The 13,259-nt window shown below is 44.6% G+C and carries 13 protein-coding genes, 2 tRNA genes and 1 pseudogene; 10 read left to right on the plus strand and 6 right to left on the minus strand.

Features of this window, described 5'->3' with window-relative positions:
• Entirely contained in the window at window positions 1-879 is an 879-nt protein-coding gene (locus tag HYX48_00955; protein MBI2742473.1) for an alpha/beta hydrolase, read from the minus strand.
• 269 nt (window positions 880-1,148) lie between these two features.
• On the opposite strand from HYX48_00955, the gene HYX48_00960 reads away from it, so the two are divergent.
• Window positions 1,149-1,685: an NAD(P)H-dependent oxidoreductase gene (locus HYX48_00960; protein ID MBI2742474.1), complete on the plus strand. Its 537-nt coding sequence runs from the start codon at window positions 1,149-1,151 to the stop codon at window positions 1,683-1,685.
• Between the two features lie 90 nt (window positions 1,686-1,775).
• Here HYX48_00960 and HYX48_00965 read toward each other — a convergent pair whose 3' ends face one another.
• Window positions 1,776-2,561, minus strand: coding sequence for a hypothetical protein (locus tag HYX48_00965; GenBank protein MBI2742475.1), 786 nt, complete (start codon window positions 2,559-2,561; stop codon window positions 1,776-1,778).
• Between the two features lie 299 nt (window positions 2,562-2,860).
• Here HYX48_00965 and HYX48_00970 point away from each other — a divergent pair, with 299 nt between their 5' ends.
• From HYX48_00970 to HYX48_01000, 7 genes are all read left to right on the plus strand, one after another.
• Entirely contained in the window at window positions 2,861-3,364 is a 504-nt protein-coding gene (locus HYX48_00970) for a hypothetical protein (protein MBI2742476.1), read from the plus strand.
• 321 nt (window positions 3,365-3,685) lie between these two features.
• Window positions 3,686-4,903 (plus strand): BBP7 family outer membrane beta-barrel protein, encoded by a 1,218-nt coding sequence (locus tag HYX48_00975; protein MBI2742477.1) that lies wholly within the window; start codon window positions 3,686-3,688, stop codon window positions 4,901-4,903.
• A 186-nt stretch (window positions 4,904-5,089) separates the two neighbouring features.
• Window positions 5,090-5,914, plus strand: a complete 825-nt coding sequence (locus HYX48_00980; protein ID MBI2742478.1) for a hypothetical protein — start codon at window positions 5,090-5,092, stop codon at window positions 5,912-5,914.
• Between the two features lie 321 nt (window positions 5,915-6,235).
• Window positions 6,236-7,498: a hypothetical protein gene (locus tag HYX48_00985; GenBank protein ID MBI2742479.1), complete on the plus strand. Its 1,263-nt coding sequence runs from the start codon at window positions 6,236-6,238 to the stop codon at window positions 7,496-7,498.
• Window positions 7,499-7,550: 52 nt separating this feature from the next.
• Window positions 7,551-7,709, plus strand: coding sequence for a hypothetical protein (locus HYX48_00990; protein MBI2742480.1), 159 nt, complete (start codon window positions 7,551-7,553; stop codon window positions 7,707-7,709).
• A gap of 416 nt (window positions 7,710-8,125) precedes the next feature.
• Window positions 8,126-8,434 (plus strand): helix-turn-helix domain-containing protein, encoded by a 309-nt coding sequence (locus tag HYX48_00995; GenBank protein MBI2742481.1) that lies wholly within the window; start codon window positions 8,126-8,128, stop codon window positions 8,432-8,434.
• Between the two features lie 227 nt (window positions 8,435-8,661).
• Window positions 8,662-9,567, plus strand: coding sequence for a hypothetical protein (locus HYX48_01000; protein ID MBI2742482.1), 906 nt, complete (start codon window positions 8,662-8,664; stop codon window positions 9,565-9,567).
• Between the two features lie 22 nt (window positions 9,568-9,589).
• Here the strand turns inward: HYX48_01000 and HYX48_01005 are convergent, their stop codons facing one another.
• The 4 genes and pseudogenes from HYX48_01005 to HYX48_01020 all read right to left on the minus strand — a co-directional run bounded on the left by HYX48_01005 (window position 9,590) and on the right by HYX48_01020 (window position 10,908).
• Window positions 9,590-10,126 (minus strand): hypothetical protein, encoded by a 537-nt coding sequence (locus HYX48_01005; GenBank protein MBI2742483.1) that lies wholly within the window; start codon window positions 10,124-10,126, stop codon window positions 9,590-9,592.
• Window positions 10,127-10,445: 319 nt separating this feature from the next.
• Window positions 10,446-10,527, minus strand: a tRNA-Tyr gene (locus HYX48_01010).
• A gap of 16 nt (window positions 10,528-10,543) precedes the next feature.
• Window positions 10,544-10,616 (minus strand) — tRNA-Thr (locus tag HYX48_01015).
• A gap of 223 nt (window positions 10,617-10,839) precedes the next feature.
• Window positions 10,840-10,908 (minus strand): annotated as a pseudogene (locus HYX48_01020) (SEC-C domain-containing protein).
• An 88-nt stretch (window positions 10,909-10,996) separates the two neighbouring features.
• Here HYX48_01020 and HYX48_01025 point away from each other — a divergent pair.
• Window positions 10,997-11,770, plus strand: coding sequence for a tRNA 2-thiocytidine biosynthesis protein TtcA (locus HYX48_01025; GenBank protein ID MBI2742484.1), 774 nt, complete (start codon window positions 10,997-10,999; stop codon window positions 11,768-11,770).
• A gap of 62 nt (window positions 11,771-11,832) precedes the next feature.
• Window positions 11,833-13,248, plus strand: coding sequence for a sodium/proline symporter (locus HYX48_01030; GenBank protein ID MBI2742485.1), 1,416 nt, complete (start codon window positions 11,833-11,835; stop codon window positions 13,246-13,248).
• The last annotated feature ends 11 nt before the right edge of the window (window positions 13,249-13,259 follow it).

Consider the following 13,259-nt stretch of genomic DNA (forward strand, 5'->3'; position numbering starts at 1 on the left):
TCACTCCCCCTGCACTTTGCTTAAGAATTTTTCGATAGCAGAAGCGAGAAAAATGGGAGTCTCTTGCGTAGGAAAATGCCCCGACCCTTCGCAGCACTCCATCGTTGCGTTCGGGTACCACTTGAGAAAGGTCTGCTTCAGCATCTCTTCTACCCCCTCGAAATCCTTGTCGCAAAAAATCACGAGCATCGGAGTTTTTAGCCCTTTGACAGACTCGGAAAAGTCTGTCTCCGCAAACATGCGTAAATATCCCAGCCGCGCCTCTGGCTTAGAGCAGCTCCACCAGGAGCGGGCCATGTTGCGCGCCACCCAATCCGAATAGCGGCGTCCTGTTGAGAGATGACAGCCCTCCATTGCAAATGCCTCATTCGTAGAAGCAGCTGCAGATAAAAATCCCATCACCTCAGTTGGAGGATGGCTGCCGCAAGCAGGCACCGGAGTAATCGCAACAACACTCTTGATGCGCGAGGAAGCTTTCACCACGATCTTTTGTGCGATCATCCCCGACATCGAGTGGCCCACCACATGAAACTCCTGCCACCCGAGCGCATCAGCAAGCTCGAGAACATCAGAAGCAGCTTCTTCAGCAGAGAAGGAGCCCGCTCTCTCTTTCGAGAGCCCATAGCCGCGCAAGTCGACCATCGCATAGGTAAACTTTTCCGTATTCAGATAGGGAGTCATCGGATCAAAACTGCTCGAGTCGCAAAACCAGTTGTGAAGAAGAACGACCCTCTCCTTTCCAGATCCAATCAGACGATGGCCCAGTAGCTGCATATCACTCTTCTCCTTAGTTTTAATCGGATGTAAACCAGCAGTTAAAACATAGCATCCAGCTAGTGCAATAACACTCAGAAATCCTATCCATTTTGCTCGACGCATCTCCATCCACCTACTTTAAAGAGGTGCAGAATAGGAAAAAGGACAATTTTTTTCAGTCTTTTAAATCCATTTTGAGCAGCGCTCTGATCTGTACTGCATATTGCGGTAATATTACCTAAAATAACGGTAGAAAAATTCACAACGTCTTCCTTTGACCGCACGAAGAGAGGTCCATGGAACGCGCGTGCTTTGCTTCATCCCAATAAAAAATAGGCCAAAATAGAGCGACATGTTATGTGCATTAGTGGAACGTGTAACAAGACAATAAAATGATTAAACTTCTCGCGATCTCAGGAAGCCTTCGGCGATTTTCTTCCAACACAGCTCTTCTACGAGCCGCGTCTACTTTAGCTCCAGCAAACGTCAAAATATCAATGTATGAAGATCTTGGAAGCCTACTTCTTTTTAATCCTGATCTCGAAGGGTTTGAACCACCATCAGTTATAGATTTTCGTTCTAAGCTGCGGATGGCTGATGGTGTATTGATTGCAAGTCCTGAATATGCACATGGAATAACTGGCGCGCTGAAAAATGCTTTAGACTGGGTGGTTGGCAGCGGAGAATTTGCACAGAAACCTGTTGCGCTTCTAAATGCATCATTTCGAGCAGTACATGCACAGGAGTCGTTAAGAGAAATACTAAAAACAATGGATGCAGACATCGTGCCTGAAGCATCAAAAACTATTCCTCTTCCCAACAATAAATTTGGTGAAAAGGATATTATTGGACATACAGCACTTTCAAGTGCGCTGCGCCTGGCGGTTGAGGCGTTAGTTTGCTCTATCAAAAAAAACAACTCATTCTAAATCAGACTGCTCCCTGCTCCGCCCTCAATAAAAAAAACCCACCAGCGGTGGGTTTTTAGTAGCAGTCTTGGATTGTTTGTAGATGCACTTTTAAAAAAAGCTGCAGATCCAAGCGATAAGATCAGAAAAAGCTGAACACACTGAAGACCAGAGCCAAGAGAGCGTAGACTGGTCGTCGCTCGCGTTACTCTCTGGAGGACGTGGGTCGGGTTTAACTACTAGAGGGGGCAGCGGCTGCCGATTATCGACCATTGCGATTTCACTGGTAAGTTCAAAGACCGCGTCTGTACCAGAAACAATGCGTACAACGAAATCTCTGATCTCAGGTGGGTTGTCGGGGGTAATTGGACAAGTGGGACATGTTAGAGCGTAAGGGCCGACATGATGAGGCGCATGCGCAGCTGCGTAAGCATCCACCATTGGTTTTACAAAAGGACCGCTTAAACGCAAACTGTTCTCACCAACATAACGCTGAAAGACGGAAATGAGCCCAGAGATGTCTCGAATCGGACAGCTTCCTCCCCCCATAGTTTCTACTTCTCCATCAGCATGTCCTCTTAAGCGAAGAGCGAGACCTACACGTCCTCGGATGTCTTTGAACCTTGCAGCAGAGCAGCGCTCTCCGCCTTCACCTGGACGCTCTGGCATGTGAGGAGTGCGTAGAAAGTCGATGTAATCGTTATCGGGCTTATCAAGCAGACTGATTTCAGGTAGACGCCAAAGCGAGATATTTTTTTGACGGAAGGCCTGAACAATCTCCTGAGGGAACCCCTCTTGGATACAAACCGCATCTTCTGCTGCAGCATCTTGCTCAAGAGTGCGTCCAACGAAAGCAGGAACCTGGCTGCCGCGTTCTAGATCAACTATCATCGCCATAAAAAAACCTATTTTATCTATAAAAAGTCCTATGATTATACAAGCTTTATTAATTCCAAACAATCGTATATTTATAATTTTAATTTTACAAACAGATGCAAGAGACAAAATAACACGGAGAGTTCGAAAAAAAGCCGTTGGCCTCATTTCACAACTATTGATTGGAAGAAATAAAAAAAATATTCTAAAAGATTATCATGTAGATTATCAGCTTATTTAAATAAATAACTATATTGATTTTATTAAAATCATAATATATAATTATTACAATCTTTAAACTTTAAAAAACAAAGGTTGTTATGACAAGCACAGCTGTTTCTTCTATTTCTAAATTTTCTCCCACTCTTCCAATAGATGCGGAAATTGAAATTGCCTCTTATTTAGCCGATAAAGAGCAAGCCGTATACGCCCGTGTATGCAAACGCACAAAAGAAGCTGTATATGTACGGTTTCTGCCTCTTCATCTTGCAGCTCGGTCTCTTATTAATGCCATATCCCAATCCACTTCTGTCACTGTTACCATATCTATGCGCCCTCAACCTCCATTTCCATTCTATTTACAAGATGCCTCCCCGGCAATAAATCAAGAAAGACTTCACAATTACTACCTATGGAGCGAAGAAGCCAAAAGGAACAAAAGAGCCTGTGTGAAAATCGTATTGAAGGCGCTTCAACCTGAAAACGTCCAAACCACTCCAGCATACGTGGGTTATTCATCAGAGACATACGAGTTTGGGAATGTTGAGATTATGCTTGGAACTGCTCAGAGGATTTCATTAGGAATCAAGAAACTGACTTCATAGACGAACCTATCCCACTATTTCAAACTGATGATTTTTTAGAACGGCCCCTCGCCGCAATCTCGGTCCTGAAGAGCCGAGATTGCGGCGAGGGGCCGTTCAAATCCCTAACGGGACTTCCATCCTTCACAATTCAGATTTCATCCTTTAAAAACGAGGCTCGGCGCCCCTCATGCGTGCGATTTCGTATCCCGTCATTCAGCCCGGTTCGCGCGCGTTGTAGGCCTCATTTCATAACTATTGATTGGGAGAAATCAAAAAATTATTTAAGCTGCTGCTTTGGATATGAAAACAATTCGCTCCTTATTGCCTCTAGCGCTTTCTATGTTCGCTCCTCTTGCGGGGGTAGATAAATCTCTGCCAGTGTGGATCGAAGGCGAATATCTCTTGTGGGCGATTAAAAAGAATCCCCTGCCAGTGCCACTTGTCACACAAGGATCGCTTTCCGATCCCATCGATGGAGCCTTGGGACAGCCAGGCACAAAAATAAAGCTCGGCAGACAGCGCATCGATATGGGTTGGATGAGTGGCTTTCAAGTGACAGCAGGCTCGTGGTTAAACACTTCGCAGCAGATCGGCATCGAAACGAGTTATTTTCTTTTGCCCCGCACGACCCAAGAAAAATCCTTGCGCACCTCTGGCGAATTAGGATCTCCCTCCTATGCAGTTCCGATCTTTGATGTCACAGGATTATGGGGCCTAAACGGCGTGCCAGGCGAAAGCGTTTATCTGCTGCCAGGTCCGTTTGAGGATACGCCAGGTTTTTTCGGAGATTTTAACTTGAAAATTTCAAGTCAACTCCAAGGTGCGCAGCTCAATGGCATCTACACGATTGTCAAGAGACCCTCGTTCCAATTAAACACCATCACAGGATTCCGCTGGCTACAGCTGAAAGAGCAGCTCAAGTTTCAGGCGTCAACACACGCTGCTGCTGACGCCCCCTTTGGATTTTCATTTGCAAACACCAAAGATAGATTCAAAACAGAAAATAACTTTTACGGTGGCCAGCTCGGAATAAGCACAGGATATGCCACCCGCTATTTAGACCTGAAAGGAGCTTTGCAAGTAGGGCTCGGAGCAGTCTGCGAGGCCATCCATATCCAGGGCTCTTCGCGCACATCGGACGGCAATTTGTTTTATAAAACAAAAAATACAGCTAATGAAACACTCACGGGCGGGATTTTTGCGCAAAAGACCAACATCGGCACTCACCACAGACAAGCCTTTGCCGCTGTTGTCGATGCAAGCATACAAGCGAATTTAAAAGTCTCGCGGCATCTTGAGTTTGGCGCAGGCTACTCATTTCTTTGGATCAGCGCCTTAGCACGTCCTGGTAAACAGATCGACCGCAAGATCAACCCCACCCTGACAGCCCTTGCTGAAGCCTCCAGAGAAACCGTAGGCACCCAACAAGCTCCCACTCCCTTTGGAATGCCAGGCCCCGCCCAGCCACCACAAGGGCCAAAAAGACCCAAGTTCTCAGTAAAAAATTCCGATTTCTGGGCTCAAGGCCTCACCGTGGGCGTAACCGCCAGATTCTAACAAGCTCCGCTTGATAATCCGACCGACTGAATCTACTCCCCCATTGATCGCGTTCAATGGCATGGATCACAGTCTAAAAAATAATTTTATTAACCATCCACAAAAAAACCAAGACAAACCCGGAAGCTCTCGACTTCCGGGTAGCTTCCGGGTTATCTTCCAGGTACTTATTTAGAATAACATGCCATGAACAAAACTCATAACTCAGCAAACACCAGCTCTATCCGGCCCACTTATCTCGCAATCCTCGAAGCTGAAAATTCAGTCCTATTGCTAACACATGAGAAATACGGAAAAGGCTTCAACATTTTCGCAGAAGCGATCGATGTCCTCTTATCTCTCTCTTACGTTCAATGTACAGTTCCAAAAGATCAGCAATCTAATGAATACCAGTTCCACGTACACATTCGCCATTTCTATTACGGGATTCCCAATTCACTGAGGAGCTGTATTGTTCTTGCCGAGCGCGGTCACTACGACGACGCCTTCAATTGTTTAAGATCGGTCTTAGAGGGTTTAGTTAAATATAAATACCTGCTCAAAAACAAAGATAAAATTATTGCTTATGAAACAGACGGAAAAGATGCTGCTGGGAAAAAGGTGAGAATCAGCAGGGCTTTTGAGGAATCCTGCGGACCTGGCGTTCAGGAAAAAGCTTACCGACTAGGTTCACAATTTGAACATAAGAACTTTGCCGCAGGTCTACCCCTTCTTCGAGCGCTTCTCAACAAAGAGCAAAAATACTCTCTTGTTCCCGTTTTCCAACAACAATTGTGCGAAGGCGCAATCAACTATCTTACCTATTTATTTTTTGGTTTTTTAAATTTAGCCGAGCATTTTTTCTCGTTTCAATGGCCAGCAGAAAATGAAAAGCTGCTTTTTGAGAATATGAAAAAGCGATTTGCCAAAATCATTTTAGCTCGACGTGCACAATTCCCTGCTTCGCTCGAATGGAGTTCTGCAATGGATAAAGTAGTTTGCGTCAATGCATCAGAGCTCGAAATCGTGTAGCTGCATTTGATAAGGTTTGTACCTGCATTTCTTCATTTGAGCGCAAGCTTCGTTAAATATAAGACCCTCGCGCAGTGACTCTCCCTTCGGTGTCTGTACTCGAGCATTAAGGCAGATGCTATCAATAAAATAATTATCTAAGTTGATCCCAACGATAGATGGAAGCACGACTTTCGTTCAAAGAATCTCTTATAGAACGAGATAGAGAAAATATTAAAAAAGACTAATTTTAATTTATTTTTATTTAATTTAAATTAACTGTATAATTCTTTTATTTATCCTATTTGATTATAATACGCGCAATTAAATCGGAGAAATTATATGTCATCTCAAGCAAATGAATTAAGGATTTCAGAACCAGTATATTATCACCGCGAGTACACGAATGACCTTGGAGCAGCTTCTGGTGCAGATTCCTGGCTGGACTCGGGCAAGCGTGCTGGTGCAATAGCTCTTCCTTTTCTCGGTCTTTACAAGCCCCTTGGCCTTCCTATTTCGCTTACCATGGGCGGTCTCCGCACTTGGAGTTGTGCTACTCACTTAATTGATAGGATCACAGAAGGTGATACAGGTGGAATTGCGTATGGGCTACTTCAAACAATGATAGCTGTGGTTGCTTTAGCTGGAACGATGTTTGCTCATCCTATGGGCATGTTTATATCCACAGGTCATGATGTCGTCATCGATGGCATCCAGCTGATTCAATATCTGTACCAAGCTGAGCTACAAAAGGCTCTCGAAAGCTGGCTTAGTGTTACTAACAACGTCCTTTATCTTGTTCTCTTTCTTGATGGAGGGTTAGAGATCGCCGTTGCCTCTTTTGCTATGCAAACTCTAGTAGGACTGTATCGTTCGCTAGACGAATTTATTAAAGGAAATTGGCAAGAAGGTACAGGCCACTTAGTTATGGGGCTGATCCGAGGTAATCAGTTGGCTGGACAAGTTAAAGTATTGCAGATGAAATGGGAACTGCAAGATTTAGTCAAAAAAATGAACACATCTGAGTCCAACAACTATAAAGCCTACGGGTTTTCTGCTTCATTATCTAAGAATATGGCTCTATCAAAAAATACGTCTGCTCAAGATCTGATTGCTGTAACAGAAAAATATCAAAAATATAAATTTCCAAAAGGATTTGAAGATTGGAATAAGATATCTCCTCCGGTAAAAGCCTGTGTAGTTGGGGACAAGGAAGCAATATTAATCTTCCTTAAACATGGATACGATCTGAACCTTACTATTCCTACGTGTAACGCTCCAATACTAGAATTTGCCTGTTACGCTTGGGGCAACAAGTACATGGGATTGGAAAATGTAAACAAAATAGACATGTTCAATTTTCTAATTTCTTATGGAGCTGATATCAACAAATGTCATGAAGGGTTAAAATTTGCAATTCTTGAATTTCGTTATGAAACAAATGCGATTGGGGCACTGAAACTGGCCATTCAAAAAGGTGCTTGTCTCAAGGGAAAACTAAGTTATACGTTATACGCATTATCTCTCCCTCACTTTTATGATTCAGCCGCCTATTTCAGGCAAGTAGCGGAATTACTTGTGGAGTCTGGAGCAAAACTAGATTGATTCTCACAATGAATGAAGCGGCACATATTATATCACTTCTTCTTTGCCGAACATGCGCTTGTTCATCTTTGCCACAACATCGGACCGCTTCTTCCTTCGCAATCCACACAAAGAGTTTATCCAGCATCTTCAGAAAGCTGCAATCTCCATGAAAAACCCACAAGGTAAGTCGAGGCCGAAAGCCAAAAAAGGCATCACCCAGGAAAGATGAGTTTTCCAGTAGCATTTGCGCCTATAACTCCACCACATAAGATAGATACTGGTAGGTAGTGATATAAGTATGCTGCTGTTAATCAAGATCATGCAGCCAGTTAACCAAGGAGATGCTTCGTCAAATCTACCTGCGGTAACACAAATGGTTGCGAATAACATGGGATATAGCAGAGCAAGATAAGTTAGCGTCCAAAAAACTGCGCACCATTTAGCTAAAGTCCTACTAAGATCTAGCGACATGAGTCCTCCGTCGAGCCATCGCTTGGTATTTTTTAATTATTGAGAGAATGACCTATTATTCTGCTCGCACCTCTATTGAGCCAGTTTAATTTGACCGAGTGCGTAAAAATTGCGAATTTTATAGCTTGAAAACGTACCACTATAATGGTACTCTTGAGCAAAAGAGAACTTATTATGAAGAAGAAAACTAAGTCCACCTATGAGAAAATCATAGAGAATAAAAAACAAAAACGGCTTCTCAACAGAGAATACAGAGAACTTCTTATATCAGAGCTGCTCCTTGCAGCTATGAAGGAAGATCACCTCTCCGTTAGAAAACTAGCTGCGGAAGCTGAAGTATCCCCCACGATTATTCAAAGCTTAAAATCGGGAAAAAAAACAAATATCACCATCGAGACCTTATCCAGAATCCTAGAAGTGATCGACTACCAGATTATTTTAGCTCCGAAAAGCGGCTCAGGAAAACAGCTTAGAATGGCTTAAAAACACGCTGCATCCCTATGGAAAATCTAAAAACCTATCTAAAATGCAGCTTCCGCAGAACAAAACGCTTTTTTTCAGTTTTTTAAATTGTGATCTATGAGTGTGAGGAAAGCATGAAAGATGAATTGTAAAGGATGTATGGTTGCTTCAAGATCTTATTTCCGATATAAAACATGAATCCAATAACACTTAGCGTATGTTGCACACAAAATAAATTGATATAAAGAATGATTAAACAGCCGGCTTTAAACACAACCGTTGTCTCAGCCTACAATTACGAATGGCAACCCGTTGATTTTAAGAGCTTCCTGACCGAGTGCCACCACATCCAAAGCACTCTAAACGAAGCCTGCCTCTTCAGAGGACATCGCAAAGCCGATCGGATCCTAGACTCAACGTTTGCAAGAAGCCTTAAACTCAAATTAGGCCTACCTGAAACTCATCGATATCCTGAAGAAACATTGAGCGACATCAAGATGCAACACGCCCTTGCAAAACTATGGTTACAAAAAGTAGACGGAATTCAGCTAAATCCTGATCTTGTAAAAATGGAGTCTCAAGGGATTGATCCCTACTTTGAATATCACAGGCACCATCAACACAATCGCGATGATCCTAATATCATGGATATCGACCCAAAAGGGACCAATTTTCTTGACTTCTCTTATGACTGGAAAGTTGGCCTCTATTTTGCTAACGAGAAACGAGAAGACATCGATGAGGGCGCACTTTTTATCGTTCGTCAGACAATGCTTAAGAAGGCACTATTAACAAATCCGTTCTATCACATCATCGAGGCTTTGCGCAATGCACTTAATCAATATCCGCAGTATCCCTATGACGGATGGCCACTCTTAGTGTGCCCAGAAGAACAATTGAGGAATCCTCTAGATCCAAAACCCACAAGACAGAACGCCGTCTACATCGCTCAGATGGACTTCAGATTTGATGTCGGCTTGTCTTGGATGGATCGACATTTTCTCACCGGTGACCAGATCTTCATGAAGTTGATTTTACCTGCAGGTACGCAGCAAGAAGTTACCGATTATCTATCGGCTCATGGCATTACCCGCAACTATCTTTTTCCATCAACTATCTTCGACAAACTACCTGCGCCTGCGATGATCAGTTAAATAACCAGCTTCTGCCTCTCTGTTATACATTGGCTATTATCATTTGAAGGAAGCTTCGATAAATGGTATCAATCTGCGCTTCATCATAGAAAGTCTCTCCATCTTCTGTATCCGACGGAGTGATGCCTAAAAAGAGAGGGTCCTGTTCAACTAATCGAACGGGTATTGCAGTATCGTGTTCACCAACGTAGGAAATTTCATATTGCTGTCGAATGCTGAAGCACTCAAAACAGCCCAAAAAGGCTGCAAAATAATGTCTGCATGCAATGAAAAATTGAGTGATTAAGTTGGCCGCTTCTATTTGGCCATCTGCAAGCTCATACAACTCGCGAACTCTTCCTGCTAAGAAATTTGCAACAACGTAGTCCATCGCAAGATTTTTGTTCTTATCTTGATAATTTCTATAGACTGCATCAGCCAACTCATTGAGATCAGTCTCCAGCGCGCCTCTTGGCCCAGATACTGCAACGCATGGACTCCCCCAAAAGCTGTAAGACACTTGAATATTGGCTTGGCTTAGAACTCTTGCCAAGTCCGCTGCTGTCATTGCATTAGCCATTCTTATCTCTTTGATTCATTTGATCATTTATCAATTTAAGACCAAGCCTTACACGGATCGAGACATGGGCAGTTCAAGCGGAACCGTCAGCGAAGTCTTAAAAATTAGGGCGGCGCAAAGCGCACGCACTCCAGGGATTTCGCTTCGCTCAATCAAAGACAGATTGGGATTGGTCAGACCCCCTCGCGGCGCATACGCGTCCCGCCGGGTCGGCGGTCTCGAGCCTGTAGGCCCTTCAACTCGAGTCTGAACGCAAGGCAAACTGTTGCCTTGCTCCGCCCCAATAAAAAAACCCACCAGGGGTGGGTTTAATTTTTATTGGGGGCGGTCAGACTCGAACTGACGGACTCCGAAGAGGAGGGATTTACAGTCCCTTGCAATTGCCACTATGCGACACCCCCAGACGAGAGAAAGAGATGCTGGCGAAAGGAATTGAACCCTCAACCATCCGATTACAAATCGGGCGCTCTGCCAATTGAGCTACGCCAGCAAAAAGAGAGTCAGTTTATAACAAAGGAAATCTTTCCGCTCAACAAATTTTAAAGAGGAGTGTCTGTTGTGTCGGGGTGATCTTTGGGAGGCGCTGGGGGTTTGGGTGGAACCATGCGCTGGAAGAAGCCGGTGGAGATCTTTGCAGCTTTATCGGTATCCCCGAGCTTGCCTTGATCCTTCTGAATAAGCTGGGCATCAAATTTTTTATGGCGAACTTTCTCTTCGCAGCATTTTTTGAATTTCTTGCCTGAGCCGCAAGGACAAGGATCATTTCTTCCGACTTTTTCCATTTATCCCTCTTAAAGATTGATCCAATGTATCTTAGAAAATATAATTCTGTGAAATTTTAAGCGAAAAAAGAGATGAAGTCAAAAACAAATGGTTCTTACAAATAGCAAAAAACTCTTGATAGCTCCTCTTCCTATTGCGACTCCTCCGTGGACGGGTTTAGGCAGAAGGCTTGAGAGCATGTGCCGCAAGGCGCTTTATGAGTTCTCCCTTCTGAAAGATGCGAAGAAGGTAGCCCTGGCATTAAGTGGAGGGAAGGATAGCTTAACTCTTCTCTTTCTTCTGAAGGCGATCTCTGGACGAGGTGTTCCAGATCTGGACCTGCATGCGATTCACGTACAGGGGGAGTTCTCCTGCGGGGCGTCGATGAAGGAAGACTATCTAAAAAATGTTTGCGAAAAGCTGGAAATTGGGTTTAGCGTCTGCACCTCTGAGCAGAAGAGGGAGAAGCTCGAGTGCTACAGCTGCTCAAGGGAGCGTAGAAGGCTGATTTTTGAGGAGGCGAAGCGCGTGGGAGCAACAACGATCGCTTTTGGCCACCATCGCGACGATAGCAATCAGACACTTCTAATGAATCTTTTACACAAGGCGGAGTTTGCTGGGCTCCTGCCTAAAGTGCCGATGCACGACTATGGGGTAACGATCATTCGTCCTCTGATCTACATCTCAGAGGAGGAGATCAAAGAGTTTGCAAGCATGTATGGATTTACTCGGCTTGTCTGCCAGTGCCCAGTGGGGCAGAACTCGATGCGCCGCAAGACCGCGGACCTGATTAAAGAGCTGGCGGGGCTCTTTCCAAATGTGGATGAAAATCTGGCTCAGGCGGCCTTAAATTATGGCTCAAACAAGGCCTCTTTTCCATAGCTTGTAATAAGCGGGTAAGTTTAGAATATCCCAGTATATTTTATTAATTTCGGACTGATTCGATGGGCACGCAGTTTTTTGAGCTCTCGGCGATCTTCATCTATCTCGGCGTTCTGCTGGCCATCGGCTTTTTATCGCACAGAAAGCAGCAGTCGGCTGCAGATTTCATTATTGGCAGCAGGTCGCTTAACTACTGGCTAACAGCTCTTGCAGCGCACGCGAGCGACATGAGTAGCTGGATGTTCATGGGCTATCCTGCGGCGATCTTTTTAGGCGGCTATCTCGGCGGATGGACTGCTGTGGGTCTCATCCTCTTCATGTTTCTAAACTGGCAGCTAGTTGCTCCCAAAATCCGCGTGGCAACAGAGCAGTTTAGCAGTTTAACCTTCTCCTCTTTTTTTGAGAGTAGGCTTGCAGACACCTCTGGAAGAATACGCCTCTTTACTGCGCTGATGTCCCTCTTTTTCTACACGATCTACATCTCTGCGGGATTCGTCGGTCTGGGAATTTTGATCAACACCCTCTTTGGCATTCCTTACGACATCGGCATCCTGATTGGAGTTCTAATCGTGGTTCCCTACGTCTTTATCGGGGGATACGTGACGCTTGCTTGGCTTGATCTCTTTCAAGGGATATTCCTCATGCTCGTAATTCTTTTCGTCCCCTTCTACCTACTTCCTAAGGTGGGTGGTTTTGAGGCGATTTCGCAAGCGATCTCTTCTCGAAATCTGATGAACACGATGTTTCCCGAGTTTTCGGTAAAAGGTTATCTCAACATTCTTTTCATGATTGGTGGTTGGGGTCTGGGCTATTTTGGTCAGCCTCACATTGTGACCAAGTTCATGGGGATTAAGCGTGTTGAGGAGATGTCCAAGTCGAAGTATATCGGCATGAGCTGGATGACTATTTCGCTGGCTGCAGCAACATTTGTAGGTCTTGTATCGATCGCCTACTTTGCTCAAGGCATTAAAGATCCAGAGCAGGTATTTATTCTGATGGTAAATCAGAGCTTCCACCCGATGCTTGTGGGATTTTTCCTCTGTGCAATTCTGGCTGCAACCATTAATGCAACGAGCTCCCAGGTTCTGGTGCTTAGCTCGACGTTGACAGAGGACTTTTACAAGCGCATCTTCCGTAAAACCGCCACCTCGAAAGAGCTGCTGCTAGTTTCCCGTCTGGGAGTAATCCTGGTTGCTATCTTCTCTTTTTGCATCGCCTTTGCCAAAGTCAGCTCGATCTACTCTCTTGTACAGTACGCCTGGTCGGGCCTTGGAGCATCTTTTGGTCCGCTCCTGCTGCTCTGTCTCTATTCTAAAAAAGTGACTAAAGAGGGCGCTTGGGCGGGTATTCTGGTAGGAGGGTTTGTTTCGGCGATCTGGCCCTCATTCTCTTCAGTTCCTCCTCTGATTCCAGGCTTCTTCGCCAGCTTTATTTCCATAATTTTTGTCTCGTCTCTCTTCTCAAAATTAAAAAAATAACTTATGGTCGG

Source organism: Chlamydiales bacterium (assembly GCA_016185065.1).
Classification (GTDB): domain Bacteria; phylum Chlamydiota; class Chlamydiia; order Chlamydiales; family Rhabdochlamydiaceae.